The sequence below is a fragment of the Methanomassiliicoccus luminyensis B10 genome (assembly GCF_000308215.1).
Classification (GTDB): domain Archaea; phylum Thermoplasmatota; class Thermoplasmata; order Methanomassiliicoccales; family Methanomassiliicoccaceae; genus Methanomassiliicoccus; species Methanomassiliicoccus luminyensis.
Genome location: NZ_CAJE01000022.1, coordinates 1 through 17,556 on the forward strand (window position 1 = coordinate 1; position 17,556 = coordinate 17,556).

Annotated in this window: 8 protein-coding genes and 1 pseudogene; 6 read left to right on the forward strand and 3 right to left on the reverse strand. The window is 60.5% G+C overall.

Going from position 1 to position 17,556, the window contains the following annotated elements; all coding sequences use genetic code 11:
- Nucleotides 1-256: 256 nt before the first annotated feature.
- The 6 genes and pseudogenes from gyrB (at nucleotide 257) to WYS_RS12115 (ending at nucleotide 13,663) form a co-directional block, all read left to right on the forward strand.
- Entirely contained in the window at nucleotides 257-2,626 is a 2,370-nt protein-coding gene (gene gyrB / locus WYS_RS12090) for a DNA topoisomerase (ATP-hydrolyzing) subunit B (RefSeq protein ID WP_019178436.1), read from the forward strand.
- 92 nt (nucleotides 2,627-2,718) lie between these two features.
- Nucleotides 2,719-2,886 (forward strand): annotated as a pseudogene (locus tag WYS_RS16670) (DNA gyrase subunit A); the annotation flags it as partial.
- Complete coding sequence (gyrA, locus tag WYS_RS15310) at nucleotides 2,875-6,564, forward strand: DNA gyrase subunit A (protein WP_394296334.1); 3,690 nt, start codon at nucleotides 2,875-2,877, stop codon at nucleotides 6,562-6,564. The pseudogene WYS_RS16670 and the gene gyrA, both read left to right, overlap by 12 nt.
- 90 nt (nucleotides 6,565-6,654) lie before the next feature.
- Nucleotides 6,655-7,380, forward strand: coding sequence for an RAD55 family ATPase (locus WYS_RS12105; protein WP_026069084.1), 726 nt, complete (start codon nucleotides 6,655-6,657; stop codon nucleotides 7,378-7,380).
- Between the two features lie 65 nt (nucleotides 7,381-7,445).
- Complete coding sequence (locus WYS_RS12110; protein WP_026069085.1) at nucleotides 7,446-8,474, forward strand: zinc ribbon domain-containing protein; 1,029 nt, start codon at nucleotides 7,446-7,448, stop codon at nucleotides 8,472-8,474.
- Between the two features lie 311 nt (nucleotides 8,475-8,785).
- Entirely contained in the window at nucleotides 8,786-13,663 is a 4,878-nt protein-coding gene (locus WYS_RS12115) for a CARDB domain-containing protein (protein ID WP_019178439.1), read from the forward strand.
- 363 nt (nucleotides 13,664-14,026) lie between these two features.
- Here WYS_RS12115 and WYS_RS12120 read toward each other — a convergent pair whose 3' ends face one another.
- The 3 genes from WYS_RS12120 to WYS_RS15315 are packed head-to-tail and all read right to left on the reverse strand — an operon-like array spanning nucleotide 14,027 to nucleotide 17,556.
- Nucleotides 14,027-15,724 carry a type II/IV secretion system ATPase subunit gene (locus tag WYS_RS12120; protein WP_019178440.1) on the reverse strand — a complete coding sequence of 566 codons (1,698 nt, stop codon included), beginning with the start codon at nucleotides 15,722-15,724 and terminating at the stop codon, nucleotides 14,027-14,029.
- On the reverse strand, nucleotides 15,724-16,632 hold the full coding sequence (locus WYS_RS12125; protein ID WP_019178441.1) for a type II secretion system F family protein: 909 nt from the start codon (nucleotides 16,630-16,632) through the stop codon (nucleotides 15,724-15,726). Before WYS_RS12125 ends, WYS_RS12120 begins: the two co-directional genes overlap by 1 nt.
- A 9-nt stretch (nucleotides 16,633-16,641) precedes the next feature.
- On the reverse strand, nucleotides 16,642-17,556 hold the full coding sequence (locus WYS_RS15315; protein ID WP_019178442.1) for a type II secretion system F family protein: 915 nt from the start codon (nucleotides 17,554-17,556) through the stop codon (nucleotides 16,642-16,644).

A 17,556-nucleotide genomic window follows, 5' to 3' on the forward strand; every position in this document is an offset into this window, starting at 1 on the left:
CCGTAATAAGGGATGTTAAATACCCCTGTTAACGGCCAGGGAAGAAGGGCGTTTTCGGGCCCTTTCCGGCCAGGGGTTTGCTTATATAGCTCGCTTATATAGCCAGCATGTAAAGAAGCAACTATTAATATGTTGACGCCATTACCAAAGGCATCGAAGTAGGGGGAGGGATGCACATCTTCTACTCCATGATATCGAGACTATCAGCCAGCTCGCTCTAGGCAAAAGATCACAGAATTCACAGAGGTTTGATCCAATGGAAGACAACAGTTACGGCGCAGACCAGATCCAGGTCTTGGAAGGTCTGCAAGCGGTCAGGAAACGCCCCGGGATGTACATCGGCTCCACCGACACCCGCGGGCTTCACCATCTCGTTTACGAGGTAGTCGACAACAGCATCGACGAGGTGATGGCCGGCTACTGCACGAAGATCGACGTCACTATCAACGCCGACGGGAGCGTCACCGTTTCCGACGACGGGAGAGGCATTCCGACCGGCATCAACGAGAAGTACGGCAAGCCCGCCGTGGAGCTGGTCGTCACCATGCTCCACGCCGGCGGCAAGTTCGACCGCAAGAGCTACAAAGTGTCGGGCGGACTGCACGGCGTGGGCCTGTCGGTCGTCAACGCCCTCTCGGAGTTCCTCGAGACCACCGTCAAGAGGGAAGGAAAGGTCCACTCCATGAGGTTCGAGCGCGGCGAGGTGTCGAGCCCGCTGAAGGTCGTCGGCGAGACCGCCGAGACGGGCACCCAGCAGCGCTTCAAGCCCGACCCCCTGATCTTCGAGACCGTGGACTTTGACGCGGAGATACTGTCGCACCACCTGCAGGACCTCGCCTACCTCAACAAGGGCGTGAAGATAACCTTCCAGGACCTCCGCGAGGGGAAGGAACGGGAGGAGGTCTTCCACGCCGAGGGCGGCATCGTGGAGTTCGTGGAGCACTTGGACAAGAACAAGACCTCCATGCACCCCCAGCCCATCTACCTCACCTGCGAGAGGGACAACATCGTGATCGAGGTGGCGATGCAGTACACCGACGCGTACTCGGAGAGCGTGTTCACCTACGTCAACAACATCAACACCATCGAGGGCGGGACCCACCTGATGGGCTTCCGCGCCGCGCTGACCAGGACGCTGAACGATTACGCCAAGCAGAACAAGCTCATCAAGGAGAACGAGGAGAACCTCACCGGCGACGACGTGCGCGAAGGTCTGACGGCCATCATCAGCGTGAAGATCCCCGAGCCGCAGTTCGAGGGTCAGACCAAGACCAAGCTGGGCAACAGCGAGGTCAAGGGCATCGTGGAGTCGTGCGTGTACGACAAGTTCTACACCTTCTTAGAGGAGAACCCCAAGGTCGCGGAGGCCTGCGTGAAGCGCTCCATACTGGCGTTCCAGGCCAGGGAGGCCGCCAGGAAAGCGAGGGAACTGACCCGCAGGAAAGGCTTCCTGGAGGGCGGCGGCCTGCCGGGAAAGCTGGCCGACTGCCAGGAGAAGGACCCCTCCAAGTCCGAGATATACATCGTGGAGGGCGACAGCGCCGGGGGTTGTTTCTCCGGCGACACCAAGGTCGCTCTCGCCGACGGCCGGAACCTCAGCTTCGAGGAGATCGTGGCCGAGCAGGCGGAGGGCAAAGAGCACTACTGCTACACCGTCCGCAACGACGGCAAGGTCGGTGTCGAGAAGGTCATCAACGCTAGGGTGACCAAGCGCGACGCCGAGATAGTGCGCGTCACCTTGGACAATGGAGAGGTCATCGAGTGCACCCCCGACCACCGCTTCATGCTCCGCGACGCCAGCTACAAGCAGGCGGTTGAACTCAGTAGCACCGACGCTCTGATGGCGCTCTACGAGAACGAGGTCGAAGGCTTCAGTTCACAGCAGGAACTGGTCGCGGCCGCGATGAACCACCGCGTCGCAAGCATCGAGAAGATGAGCGAGCGGAAGGACGTCTACGACATCGAGGTTCCGAGCACTCACAACTTCGCCCTCGCCGCCGGCGTCTTCGTTCACAACAGCGCCAAGCAGGGCCGCGATCGCGCGTTCCAGGCTATCCTCCCGCTCAGGGGTAAGATCCTGAACGTGGAGAAGTCCCGCATGGACAAGATGCTCAAGAGCCAGGAGATACGCAATCTGATCACCGCCATCGGAGCGGGCGTGGGCCCGGAGTTCGATATCACCAAGACCCGCTATCACAAGGTCATCATCATGACCGATGCGGATGTCGACGGCGCGCACATCAGCACCCTGATGCTAACGCTGTTCTTCCGCTACATGAGGCCGCTCATCGACACCGGGTACGTCTACCTGGCCATGCCCCCGCTCTACAAGGTGACCCGGGGAGGCAAAGACCTCTACGCCTACAACGAGCGGGAGAGGGCCGCGGCCATGGAGCAGCTGGGCAAGGGAGCGACCATCCAGAGGTACAAGGGCCTGGGTGAGATGAACCCCACGCAGCTGTGGGACACGACCATGAACCCCGATTGCAGGATGCTCAAGAAGGTCACCATCGAGGACGCCATCCGTGCGGACGAGCTGTTCACCATCCTGATGGGCGACCAGGTCCAGCCCCGCAAGGAGTTCATCACCGCCCACGCCAAGGAAGTGGAGAACCTGGACATCTGAGGTGATACCACATGACAGACGATACTGCAACTTCACAAGATCAGCAAACCCCGGCCAACCCGAGGGAGATACGCCGCCCCATCGAGGCGGAGATGAAGAAGTCGTACATCGACTACGCCATGAGCGTCATTGTAGGCCGCGCCCTCCCCGACGTGCGTGACGGCCTCAAGCCCGTGCACCGGCGGATATTGTACTCCATGTACGACATGGGCCTGCCTTCCAGCAAACCTCACAAGAAGAGTGCCAGGGTGGTCGGCGAGTGTTTCGTTGCCGGGACCAGGGTCCTGACGAAGCGCGGCCTCATCCCGATCGAAGAGATCGAGAGGGGAGAAGAGGTCTACACCCAGAAGGGCAGGTCGACCGTGACTGAACTTTGGGAGATGCCGAAAAAGGACCTTGTCCGGGTACGGACCGAGAATGGGATCACCGTTAAGGCGACCCCATCGCAGAAGTTCAAAGTCATCACCAGAGGCCTTCAGTACGTTTGGAAGGAGGCCAAGGACCTGACGCCCGAGGACAGCCTCGTCCTGCGCCTTGACTATCCTGATGACATTCCGTATGTGAAGCTCCCGGACTGGAATGGAAAGGAGATGAGGCTCGACGAGAACATCGCGTACCTTATGGGGCAGTTCCTATCCGACGGGAATTTCGAGCCCAAGTATGCCAAGGGCATGGGGCGATTCAACTTCTACTCGACCTCTAACGGCGTGATGGAAAGGATCACTGAGATCTTGAAGGAGGCCTTTGGCTACGAAGCTTTGACCGAAGGCCGAGGGACCCACATCGAGGACCTGCCCCATCATCCAATGATGCGCCACATCAGGGTGAACAGTCGGGCGCTGAACGATTATTTGGCATCGGCCCTGGGGATAGACCGCACCTGGAAAGCTGGCACCAAGCATGTGCCAGAACTCTTCTTCCGCTCTCCCCGACCGGTTCTCGCCGCTCTGCTCTCGGGCATGATCGATGGGGACGGCTCGGTCCATAAGAGCCGCTCCATCATTCACTACGGATCCATCTCGGAGAGAATGATCGAGGATGTCCAGCTCATCATGCAGCATCTCGGGGTTCCGAGCCACAGGTATGTTCAGAAGCCCAGCGACTTCCACATGTATGAGGGCGCGATTATAGTAGACAACTATCCTCTACATTCTATAGAAGTAATGGGTCGATTCACAAAGGTACTGGCTAAGCAACTAGACCTCCGCAGCGAGACGAAACGGGAGCGGCTTGAGCACATATTTGGCGCTGAAAATGTCGCTTGTGTGTTCGACCGGATACCATATGCTGCGGAAGCGGTATTCGATGATCTCTCCGAAGCTCACATCGGGAGCGGCTGGTATCAAGACGTAGGGGGGAACAAGTTCCGTGCCGGAATAACCTATCCTGACGGGACCAAGATACGCTATTCCTCAGATCTCAGGGAGCGCCCTCTGGGCCGCACGCAGATCATGGACTGGGGCATACACTCCAAGCTCGAGAGGATAGGCTCCAAGATGGCCCCTATTATCGAAGAGATGATGGAGAACAACATCTTCTTCGTTCAAGTCGCCAGTGTTGAAGCAGCTCCGGCGGAGCACACTTACGACCTCACGGTCGCGGTCGTGCACGAGTTCGTGGCGAACGGGATAGTGGCTTCTAATTGCCTCGGGAAGTACCATCCTCACGGTGACACGGCCGTGTACGACGCCCTGGTCCGCATGGCCCAGGATTTCTCGCTGAGATACCCCATGGTCGACGGCCACGGCAACTTCGGCAGCGTCGACGGCGACTCCGCGGCGGCGATGCGCTACACCGAGTGCCGCCTCAGGAAGCTCGCGGAGGAGATGCTGCAGGACCTTGACAAGGAGACGGTGAACTTCGTCGACAACTTCGATGGCTCCCTGAAGGAGCCGGAGGTCCTGCCGGCGAAGGTGCCCAGCCTCCTGGTCAACGGGTCCTCGGGCATCGCCGTGGGCATGGCCACGAACATACCGCCGCACAACCTCAGGGAAACATGCGACGCGGCCATGCACCTGATCGACAGCCCCGACGCGGACAGCATCGACCTGATGCAGTTCATCAAGGGCCCCGACTTCCCCACCGGCGGCATCATCTACGGCACCAACGGCATCGTGGAGGCCTACTCCACCGGCAAGGGCCGCATCAAGGTGAGGGCCAAGGCCGACTTCGAGGATATGGAAGGGGGCAAGAGGCGCATCATCGTCACCGAGATCCCCTACCAGGTCAACAAGGCCAACCTCATCGAGAGCATCGCCGACCTGGTCAAGGAGAAGAAGATCGAGGGCATCACCGACCTGAGGGACGAGAGCGACCGCGAGGGCATGCGCATCGTCATCGAGCTGCGCAAGGACGTCATGGAAGAGATCGTGCTCAACCAGCTGTTCCAGCACACCCAGATGGAAGTGACCTTCGGCGTCATCAACCTCGCCCTGGTGAACAATGAGCCCAAAGTGCTCACGCTCCGCGAGATGCTGCAGGCCTACGTCGACTACCGCAAGCATGTGGTCACCAAGCGCACCGAGTTCGAGCTGCGCGAGGCGAAGGCGAGGGAGCACATCCTGCAGGCGCTGATCAAGGCGGTCGACGCCATCGATGAGACGATCCGCATTATCAGGGAGGCGCGGACCACGGAAGAAGCGCGCAACGGCCTGATGCAGCGCTTCGAGATCGACGAGGTGCAGGCCAAGGCGGTCCTGGAGATGCGCCTGCGCGCCCTCACCGGCCTGGAGATCGAGGACCTCCGCACCGAGTTCACCGCCATCGAGGAGCGCATCGCCGATCTCGAGAGCATCCTCGCCGACGAGTGCAAGATCTTCGCCATCATCAAGGCCGAGCTGCTTGAGATCAAGGAGAAGTACGGCGACGACCGCAGGACCGAGATCGTCATGGACGCCGGCGAGCTGGACATCGAGGACCTCATCCCCAACGAGGAGATGGTCATCATGATCACCAGCGACGGCTACATCAAGCGCCTGCCGCTGGACACCTACAAGCAGCAGCACCGCGGGGGGCAGGGTCTGCTGGGCATGGAGACCAAGGAGGAGGACGAGGTGGTCGACCTGTTCGTCACCATGACCCACAACTACATCATGTTCTTCACCAACAAGGGCCGGGTGTACGTCCTCAAGGCGTACCGCATACCCGTGGCCGGCCGGCACTCCAAGGGAAAGCCGATCATCAACCTCCTGCCCAAGCTGGAGGAGGGCGAGAGGGTGGAGGACAATATGGCCTTTGACAAGTTCGACGACCGCTACGACCTGGTGTTCGCCACCCGGAACGGCATCGTCAAGCGCACCGCCCTCCGGGAGTACCGCAACATCCGTTCCAACGGCATCATCGCCATCAGCCTGGAGGATGGCGACTCCCTCGTCGACACCAAGCTGGTGGAGCCGGGCGCGGAGATCGTGCTGGCCACCCGGAGCGGCCAGGCGGGGAGGTTCGACGCCTCCGAGATACGGTCGGTAGGGAGGCAGGCCATCGGGGTCATCGGCATGCGCATGGAGGACGGCGACGAGATCGTCAGCATGGCCGTGGTGAGGCCGGAGGACAAGCTCCTTAGCATCACCGAGAACGGGTACGGGAAGATCTCGCGCGTGTCCGATTACCGGAAGACCCACCGCGGCGGGAAGGGGGTCATAACCATCAAGACCACCGACCGCAACGGGCCCGTAGTGTCGGTAAGGGCCATCTCCGACGGCGACCAGATCATCCTCACCACCCAGCAGGGCAAGGTCATCCGCGTCCCCGCGGAGGAGATACGCACCATGGGCCGCTCCACGCAAGGAGTTACCATCATGGACCTCTCCGACGGCGACAAGATCACCGCCGTGGCCCGCCTGGTCGGCGCCAAGGAGCAGCTGATGGTCGCCCGGACCGAGTCGAAGGAGGACCTCAGCGTGCTGCCCGTCGGAGGGGACGACCCCGCCGAGGAGTGAAACCATTTCCCCGCCCCCGGGCGGGGCGGACCGCCGCCTCATTATCTGTCAGTGATTATATCACGCAAGGTTTTTTAATGACCCAGCCGATTGACGGCCGGGGGTAACGAAACGCTCAGGGACTCTATTCCGGGGCTCGAACGAGTATTCCGCTCGGACATCGAAGCACCGAAGGTTATTCTGGTCACCGGCCCTCCCGGCTCGATGAAGACAAGCTTCTGCTACTCGATCATGTCCACATACCTTCAGAAGACCGGACAGTTCGGGCTCTATGTGACTCTGGAGGAGACGGCGGCCAGCCACGTGACCAACATGCGCAGGCTGGGCATCCCACCGAGCCCCAACATGGAGATATCCGATTTCACTGACCTCAGGGAGCTGGACGGTGTGATTGACGAGGAGGGCTCCACCGACTACGTCCAGTTCATCCAGCAGACCGTGGAGTACACCAAGAAGAAGCACGGCGACAAGTTCACCGTCCTCGCCCTTGACTCCCTGGGAGCGCTGTACTCCCTGATGGAGGATAACGACAACATCCGCAAGAAGATGTTCTACTTCTTCAAGATGCTCCGTGATCAGAACCTCGTGTCGTTCATCATCATGGAGCGGTCCCCCGGCGGCCCCTCGAGCCTCCTGGGCAACGAGGGCTTCCTCGTCGACGGGATCATCGAGCTCGGACTGGACCGCGATCGGGGCAAGATGGCCAGGTTCATCCGGGTGGAGAAGATGAGGGCCTGCCAGCACAGCATGGAGAAGCACACCATGGAAGTGGGCGAGAAGGGAGGTCTCACTGTTCTGGGACCTTCACTCGGTTAGAAATGTTAATAATCGTGTCGACCGATTCCCACGCGGTCTGTAACGTCGCTTAAGGAGGAAGATCATTGTCCACATCCGATGAGGTCCCCATTTGGGAGGTCATTGAACAGTTCAAGGAGAAAGTGAAATCCCAGGAGCTGGAGGTCCGTAAGCGGCAGGACCGCGTCGAGGCGGAGGAGTCCGACCTCGATAAGAGGAAGCAGCAGCTTGAGGAGCTGTCCCGGGACCTGGGCACCCGCGAGAAGGGGCTGCGGGACCGATTGGCCGAGCTGGAGCCGCGGGAGGCCGCCGCCGAGGAGAAGGAGTCCCGCCTCAGGGCCCTGGAGAAGGAGGTCCGGCAGCGCGAGGAGGCGGTGCAGAGGTCCCGCGCGGAGCTGGAGTCGAGGCAGGCGGAACTGACCAGGCGCGAGGACGAGATCGTGGCACTTTCCGAGCGCAGCGCCGGGTACGAGAGCGGCCTCAAGGAGATGAACGAGAGCATCCGCAAGGCCGAGGAGGGCCTTCTGGCCAGCGAGGTCAAGATCCGCGACCTGCTGGGCGAGGTGTCCTCGTCGCGCGAGAGCCTGCTGGCCAAGGAGAAGGCGCTGGCCGATCAGGAGGCGCTGCTGGCCGAGGGCAGGAAGATAGTGCTCGAAGAGCAGAGGCGGTTCGTGAGCTGGGAGAAGACCCTCAACGCTCGGGAGGAGGCTCTCCGCGAGCGGGAAAGGTCCGCGCCCGTCGCGACCGATGATGGCACCCCGGTCCTCAAGGCCGAGCCCGAAGCGGCGATCGAGGAGGCTATCGAGATAGGGGCGCCTAAGCCGGCCGAGGTCGAGCCCGAGGCGTTCCCTGCGGAGGACGAGCCCGCCCCTGTCTTCAAAGTGGAGCCGGAACCGCAGCCCGAGGAGGAAGCGCCCACCCCGGTGTTCAGGGCCGAACCGGAAGGCCCCACCTGCCCCGAGTGCGGCGCCATCGTCTCCGAGGACGACCGCACCTGCCCCTCATGCGGGTACGAGCTGAAGGAGGCCCCCAAGCCCCCCGAGGCCAAGCCGGAAGAGGCGGAGCCCCCCAAGAAGGCAGTGTCCGTCCGAAAGGTCAGCATCCGGCGCCGGTAAGCCCCTCCCGCCGCGGGCGGCTTTCTTCATCGGCTCTCCCCGGCGGGAACGCGGCGGCGAACACCGCCCCGCGCCCCCTGCCAGATACCTTATTCCGAGACACATGTTCTCGGAGTTTTGACCAGTGAAATTCAGCGGAATATATTTAAATAACCTCACCCCGCTGCTCTCACAGCGTTCCCAGACTGGAGTGTCCAGACATGGATACGCGAGGTTTCGGTGGGTTCATGACGGGTCGAGTTCTCCTCAACCGAGCGGCAAGCATACTGATAGCGACAGCTCTTCTGCTTACACCATTCACAGGCATACTGTTGTTCGCGGGGACGGGCGGAGCGCAGGCCCTGCCTTCGGAATATTCCAACGGGGACCGCATCATCGGTTCCGGTTATGACACACCGACCTGGGAGATCACCACCGAGACCTACATGAACGGGAACTTGACGATCAAGGAAGGCGGCGTGGTGGTCGTTGACCACGGCAGCCTGGTATTCTCTCAGACCCTCGGTCATGACGGGGTCGTCAGCGCGGACGACTTCATCTATACCCTCACCATCGAGGACGGCGGCAAGCTCATCCTCAAGAACTCCACCCTTACTACGCGGCTGAACAACCTTAATGCGTTCCCCAGCCTCGGCGTCTACGTCCATAACGGAAGCTCGCTCGAAGCTTACGACTCGACCCTTAGATTCCCCGGCCACCTCGTTGTCGAGGACTCCGCCCTGACCCTGTGGAGGTCCACCATCGAAGGCCATGACACCGATTTAATTGAGCGATACTGCGACCCTACGATCTTCCCCGCCGGTGAGTTCGACGATGCCCCTGTGATGTTATTAGTTGACGCCACGGTGAACCTGTACGACTCATATCTGAGAGATATCTACGAGCCCGAAACATATGACGCCCCCATTCCCAACCTCGCTCCGGTGTATGATTACGACTATCCATTCGCTTCTGACACATACAACCTCGACGGCACCAGGAGTGCGGTCGCCTATACGCTCGATTCGGGGAGTAGGACTCTTTCCACTTACAAGAGCGTGACCCTGGCCGGCAACACGAACCTGACCTCGGTCAACACCTACATTGGGGTCGATTTTTCGCCTGACCCTTACCGGCACAACAATATGGTGCTTCTGGACAACTCCAAGGCATATATCTACGGTCTCACCGTGGATGAGTCACAAGACCCTAAGGACTATACTCGCGAGCCTGCGTTCGTGACGGTCGAAACCACGTTCGAGGCGGACGTTACGGCTCGGGGATCTAGCGACACCACGACGAATCAACCAATCTCCAATGCAACAGTATATGATGGCAATTATTACGTGATTAAAATGGGCCAGATACTGAACCTTAATCAGTTTGATACGGGAGGTTCAGCAGGCAGAATCAATGGCGCAACTTTGAATTTCCAATATACTACTGCATATCCCTATGGTGGAGATAGTTATGTTCAATGGGCTCTGAATGGCGAGAGCTTTGTGAATACGAATATCCAGGTTACCCAAGTCGATGGATTGACTAACGTCACATACGATTTGTATCAGAATGGGGAAGGAGCGATTTCGATAGAGGATATAAAACGCATTGCCATCCAAGTAATCAATGACGCCACTGCATCTTCACATGATATCTATGTGGATAGGATCTGGATCGAGGTCACTCTAGCCCCCACTGTCTACATATATCGGTGGGCCAACGTGACCGCCCTCGACGACCAGGGCAACTCGGTGATCGGCGCAGAAGTATCCGCGAAGTTGCAGGACCCCTACGGCGAGATTGCTTACTACGTCACCCCGGGCGGTGTGCAGAGCGCTCCTTCCGATGATGTGATGAGGTACCTCGGCATCGATCCCTCCTCCTTCACTGCCTGGGTGACCGGGAACGACGGCAAGGTGACGATCCCCTATCTTTCCGAGATAATCGACGCGCGCAACCCCAATCCCTACAAGAACCCGTCATACAACCTGACGGTCAGCTTCACCGACGACAGCGACGGTGCGACATACTACAACTATGTCGGCCTCCCATTCGAAAGGTACCCCGACCTGGTCGGTACCGGAATGTTCGTCCAGCTGCCGGTCTACCTGATCAACCTGATATTCCTGCCCGACCTGTACGTTGCATCGGAGGACATGGCATTCAGCGATGCTACCGCATCGACCGAGGCCACCGCGAGGATCACTGTCCACAACTCGGGCGCCGTAGCGGCCAAGAACGTGGTCGTCGAGATATATGCCGGTAACAGGAGCACCGGCGGACAGCTTCTCAGTACAACGACGATCTCGGTCCCTGCCCACTCCTCTCTGGAGGCAGTACTGGTGTGGATCCCTGAGGAGATAGGCAACTATCCCATCTACGTCTACGTCAACCCCGACAGGACCGTACAGGAATCCAGGTACAGCAATAACAACGCATTCAAGAACGTCACCGTGTCCATAGAGCTGGGCGATTCCGACCTCGTGATCGGGGGCACCTCGCAGTTCCAGGATCTGGTCTTCTACACGCCCCTGAGCCCGACCACCAATGTGATCGTGACCACGGGCGGCAAGCTCACCTTCGTGGGCACCCAGTTCGCCATGAGGCAGAACGGAAACCTGAACGTGGTCGTGGAAGGCAACGGCCAGCTCCGCTTGCTGGATGGATCGACCATGACCTCGACCGGCAGCATCGGCCTGGTCCTGTTCGACACCGCTCGCCTGGAGATCGTGAGGTCTAGCATAGCGGCGGAGGTAAGCATATTCGCGTACGGCGAATCCGTGGTCGATGTGACCGAGTCCGCGGTCAGCTCCGAGCTGAGCGCCCCGGCCACCTCCAGCATGCATCTGGCAGCGGTCAACTCCACCTTCTCCGCGGTGACCCTGGCCAATACGTCAACGGCCGCGCTCACCAATGTGGACATCATCATATTCAGCGTGCAGGACTCGGCATATGTCGAGTACTACCGGTGGGTGGAGGTCACCGTCGTGGACGGCAGGGGCGCCATAGTGGAAGGCGCCGATGTCTCCATCAGCCGGATGTATGCCGCCATAACGCCGGCGCATGGCGCGGAGAAGCTCTCCGGTGCCACCGGCATTGACGGTACGGTCATGCTCCTGGTGCTGTCCGATGTGATAACCAGCAGCCCGGCGACCACCCGCAGCGCGGGCGTTTACTTGGTGACGGTGTCATTCGAAGCCCCCGACGGGGTGACCTACTACGGGGCCAGCAACGACGTGATAAACGTGCCCGCGTACGTTCGCGGCGCCTCTCTCACTTCCGGAGTGGTAACGCCCACCAACGCCGATGGGTCCGAGAGATACCTCGCGCTGGAGGGATGGGAGCCTGAACTTGACCCGGCCAATCTCTCAGTATCCAGCCTGCGCTTCACCCCGACCGGTTCCGTGCAGGTCGGCGCCACCGTATCCATTCTGGTGGACATAACAAACCATGGGGAGAGCGATTCCAACGAAGCTCAGATCCTGCTCTACGTGGACGGCGTGGCCGTTCCCACCGCCGCGAGGCCTGTGCCAGGAGGCATAGGGGCCGGGGATACGATCACTGTCAGCACTACCTGGACGGCAAGCGTGCCTCTCGGCTCCAGGGATGTCCTGAGGGTCATCACCGTCGAGGTCGTCCCCGGCTCCGGCGATTCCGCCAGCGATGACGAGGAGCAAGGGACCATCAGAGTCCTGGACTCCCGCCCCGACGTGGTGTTCCTCGGCAACATCCAGGTGATGAAGTCCCAGAAGGCCGTGACCAACGCTACGGCCGGTGAAAAGGTGACCATCTCCGCCACCGCCGCCACTTCCTCCGGCTCACCCACCGCCTATGCGATGAAGTTCTACTTCTTCGTGGTGAACGAGACCGGCGTCCGCACTCTGATCCACGTGACCAACAGCATGGACGTGAAGAACACCGATATCGTGGCGCTTTCCTACACCTGGACCATCAATGTCACTACCGGCGACTACGACATAGAGGTCGTGGCCAACTACGACGGCACCATTGATGAGAGCAGGACCGACAACAACGTGATCAGCACCGCCTTCGAGGTGAAAACGCCCGATCCGTATGTCACTCTCAATATTCCGTACGGCCAGACCTACAAGCCCGGCGAAACCATCTTCGTCAGCGGCACGGTCACCAACAAGAACACCAACGCCGCCATAAACGGGGCGACGGTGTCGGTCAGCCTGTACAGGAACGGTGTGATTGTAGACAACGGCCCATTCACCCAGAAAACGGGTTCGGACGGCAACTTCTACATAGCGGTCCACATCCCCGAAGGGAGCGAGGACGGCACGTACGAGATCCGCGTCACCGCGGACGTCAACGGCAAGACCTTCGACCAATACGACCAGGCCACCGTGAAGGCCGCGGCCGAGGGAGGCGCCCCCTGGTGGCTCTACGTCATCATATTGGCGTTCGTCTCCGCGGTCATTCTGATCTTCTCCGCGTACCTGTACAAGTATGGCCTGGGGAAGATGGTGGAGTGCGGCGAGTGCGGCGCTCTGATACCCGACTCGTCCAAGCGCTGCCCCAAGTGCGGGGTGGAGTTCGAGACCGGCACCGCCAAGTGCAGCAAGTGCGGCGCCTGGATCGCCGCGAACTCGGTCTCCTGCCCTGACTGCGGCGCCAAGTTCATCACCGAGGCCGTCGAAGAAGAGGAGAACGAGTACCTCAAGAGCATGAGGGAGCAGTACGAGGCCTTCGTCGACACGTACCGTGAGGAGGCCAAGAAGGTCCTCGACAAGAAGTACTCCGACGCCAAGTTCCCCGACTGGTGGAAGAAGCAGGCCTCTTACGTGACCTTCGAGACCTGGCTGTCCCAGGAGGAGGACAAGCGCAAGATCGGCGGTGTGGCCTGCCCGACCTGCGGCATACTGAACCCCCGCGGCGCATCGATATGCCACAAGTGCGGCTCTCCGATGGAGGCGCCCAAGGCGGCGCCCGTGGAGCTGCCTCCTCCCGAGGAGAAGAAGCCTGAGGTGGTCCCGCAGCAGAAGCCGCTCCGGCGCATCATCCGCAGGACGGTGGAAAAGAAGCCCGCCGTGCCCATCGAGGCCAAGCCCGAGGACGCTCCCGTTTCGGACGCTCCCAAGCCCGCCGAGGCGGGGGAGGGGACCTCCAGCTCTGAGGGGCCCAAGCCTGAGGAGGCCAAGGCGGCCGAGGAGCCTAAGCCGGAAGAGGACAAACCCTCCGCTTGAAACCCCTTCTAATCTTCTCTTTTTCTTTCCTTTACCTCATTCTCATCCTCTCTCACGTCCGAGCTCGTGCTCCGGCGCTCGCATGGTCAACAGATCCTTCAACGGAGCATACCCTGCGCTTCATCATCCCTCGTCCCAGCGCATCAGGCAGCATCGCGTTCCGCGACGAGATCGATCGGCATCGCCCGCTGCCCCATCAGTTGGCGGGGCCTCACGCCTGACCGCGAGCAACGTGCCGATGAGTCAACGCACGTGGGAACGGTGCAGGTCGAGGAGCTACACCTAGGAGAACAGCAAAGCTCAAGGCCGGCGCGGGAGGGAAATGGAACGGCGCGCCCGCCCGGGCCGTGAAAAAAGAAAGGCTCACTCGGGGTTTTCGCTCTTGCGCACTTCCTTCATGACCTTCTCGGGGTCCTTGTAGTACGCGGAAACGATCTTGGCCACCTGGCGGTAGTTGGACACTCCGGACCTCTTCATGTACTCCAGGATGTCCATGCGCCTCTTGATCTCCTTCTCCATCTCCCTGGAGGACCAGTTGCGTACCGCCCGCACCTTCTCGTACACATAGGAGTGCCCGGAAAAGTTGAAGGTGTCGTCGGCGGGGTTCCAGGTGAACGCCGCGTTGGTGATGAGCTCGCCGGTCTCGGGGTCCATGCCCACAATCTCGGTGAGGCCCTTCACCCTCCTGGTCATCTTGGTGCCGACCTTGACTTGGCCCTGCAGCATGACGATGTTCAGCGCGGTGAGCAGCGCCCTGGGCAGGTTGATGGGGTCGTTCTCGAGACGATGGACCATCGCCTGAACGTCCTCGGCGTGGAACGTGGAATAGGAAATGTGCCCGGTGGCCATGGCCTGGAACACCACGTACGCCTCCTTGCCGCGGACCTCGCCGACCATCAGGTACTGAGGTCTCTGCCTCAGCGCGGCGGTGAGCAGGTCGAACATGTTGATGTTGCCGCTGCTCTCTCCCCCCTTCCCGCCGAACCCTTCCCGGGTAAGCCCGGGGATCCAGTTCTCGTGGGGGAGGTTCAGCTCCCTGGTGTCCTCGATGCTGACGATCTTCATCTGGGGAGGGATGAACAGCAGGATGGCGTTCAGCGTGGTGGTCTTGCCGGACGCGGTGCCGCCGCACACCATCATGGACGATCCGAACTCAACGGACAGCCACATGTACGCCATCATCTCGGTGGACATGGTCTTGAACCTCAGCAGGTCCACCGGGGTGAAGGGGTTGTCCTTGAAGCGCCTGATGGTGAAGGTCGATCCTCTCTTGGTCACGTGCTTTCCCAGGGTGGCGTTCAGCCTCGACCCGTCGGGGATGGTGGCGTCCAGGATGGGATTGGCCACGGAGATGTGCTTTCCGCACTTCTGGGCCAGCCAGGCCACGTACTCGTCCAGCTCGTCCTCCCTCTCGAACTTGATGTTCGACTTTACGCTGCCGTACTTGCGGTGGTAGATGTACAGAGGGATGCCCATGCCATCGCAGGAGCAGTCCTCGATGGAGGGGTCCGTGAGCATGACATTGATGATGCCGTAGCCGATGAAGTCGCGGCGCAGGTAGTAGGCGATCCTTTCCTTGGAGAAGGGGTGCAGCGCCACCCCCAGCTTGGTCAGGAGCTGGTCGATGGCCGCGTTCAGTATCTTCTTCTTCTCCTCGGAGTCCTTGGTGTCCGCGAGGTTCAGCGACACGATGAGGGCGCTCTTCATGCCGTCGAGCAGCGACCTCTCGTCGTCGGTGAGCTTGGGTTCGTGGACCTCGTAGATGTACTCGGCCGCGGTGCCATCGTACAGTATGCGGACGTACGAGTACGGCTCCTCGATGGGGGTGGTCTCGACCTCCTCCACGCTGGCGTCGGCGATCTTGGGTATCTCAGTGATGGCGGTCTGCTCGGCGTTGGAGCCCAGGGGGAGCAGGACCTTCATGGGCTTGTTCCTTAGGCGGACCAGGAACGAGAGGTACCTGGTGCTGACGTTGAACTTTTTCTTCTTGACCTTCCCCTCATCATCGGCGAAGATATCGTCCAGCTCGTCGCTCATGTCCCGCTTCATGGCCTCGTCCATCAGATCAACCTCGTGCCCACCAGGCCGATGAGCAGCATGATGAAGGCATGCTTCATGCCGCCGGATATCTGGCCGTCCTGCAACACTCCCGCCAGTATGCCGTCCCCTACGGCGTGGATTATCACGGCGAGCACGAACAGTATCTGGATGGTGGGGATGACGTCCGTCTTGATATTGACGGGCATGTTGGTTATCCCGGCCTTCTCCGCCCCCTCGGCCACCGAGGCGCCGGCCTCCATCATCTTCGGGAGGAAGGTGGTGTTGAGGATGAATATAGTGGCGATGAACACCGCGAAGGCGATGTAGATGACCATGACGTAGGTGACCATGTTGATCTTCCTCTCGCTCTGGCTCAGCATCGCTTCCCTGGCGTCGTGGGCCACCATCGTCAGCACGTCGGCGACGCTGCCCCCGGCGATGTTGGCCTTGATGATGATCGAGGTCATCCTCTTGACCAGAGGGGTGTCGACCCTCTCCGCGAACAGGCGGATGGCCTCCGACGCCGGAACGCCCCAGTCGATCTGCGCGGCCATGCGGCGTATCTCCGGGGTCAGCTTCCCGTAGCGGCCCCTGGAGGCGACCTTGATGGCTTGAGCGAGGGTCATGCCGAAGCGGCCGGCCTCGGCGACGTCGCGGAGGAACTCCGGCAGCCTGGCCTCGATGTCCCTGACCCGCTTGACCTCCCGCGAGGCGTAGAACCCGTACGGGCCGGTGAGGACTATCAGCGCCAGGAAGGTGTAGGTGAGCCAATCCGAGGGGGCGTCGATGCCCCCGATGGCGTCCAGGAACCCTATCGCCGCGAACAGCGCGCACACCATCGCGCTGATGATGAGTATGGTCCGGCCATAGTCTATCTTTTCCAGGTTCAGTTGGTCCAGGTCCATTATGTTCTCGTATTCGGCGGCCATCTCATCACCTCAGAACGTCGACTCCTTGGTCATATTCCAGATCACGAACGTGAAGCCGAACTGGCACATCGGGATCATCAGCAGTATGACCATCTCCAGCAACAGCACCGTCGTGGACGAGCTGCCTCCTCCGCCGGGCACTATGGCCATGATGGCCATGATGACCACCAGGAACAGGGGGAACGCCACCACCACGGTGACGAACGATTCGGCCAGAAGTCCGATGGACTCCATCTGCGACCGCATCTCCAGCTTTCCTTCCTTCTCGTACTGCTCCGCCTTCTGCAGGAAGTAGGGCTTCAGCTGTCCGCCGGAGGTCGAGGTCGTCACCACGCCCTGCAGGAACTCCTGGAACTTGGTGGACGGGCTTCTCTGCGCGGCCATCTTGACGGCCGTCAGGATATCGATGCCCAGCAGATCGGTGTCCCTGGTGATCCATTCCGCCTCGTTCTTGATCTCGCCGTAAATGTCCTGCTTGGCCAGCTCCTTGAAGATGACGTCCACGTTGACGTCGGCCGACGCCATTGCGGAGATGAAGCTCATGGCCGGGCCGATGCGCTTGTTGATGTCGCGCATCCTGGCCTTGGCCTTGGTGCCCGGCATCGCCGACATGACCATGTAGGTCAGCAGCGGGGGCATCATGACGATCATGACGAAGAAGACCATCACCATGCCCGCCGCCACGTGGAGAAGGCCCAGAAGAACGCCGCCGAACAGCAGGGCGACGGCCAGCGAGCCGGCGAACACCAGGAAGGTGGTCATCCACACGTAGGCGAGGTACTCCTCCGGCCTTATGCGCAGGTGCGCCTGCAGCAGCTGCTGCTCCAGCTTGGGGTTGGGCTTGGCGTTCAGCTTCACCATCTTGCCCATCACGCGCCAGGAGAGCATCTGGTAGTTGGTCAGCTCGATATAGTCCGGGAGCAC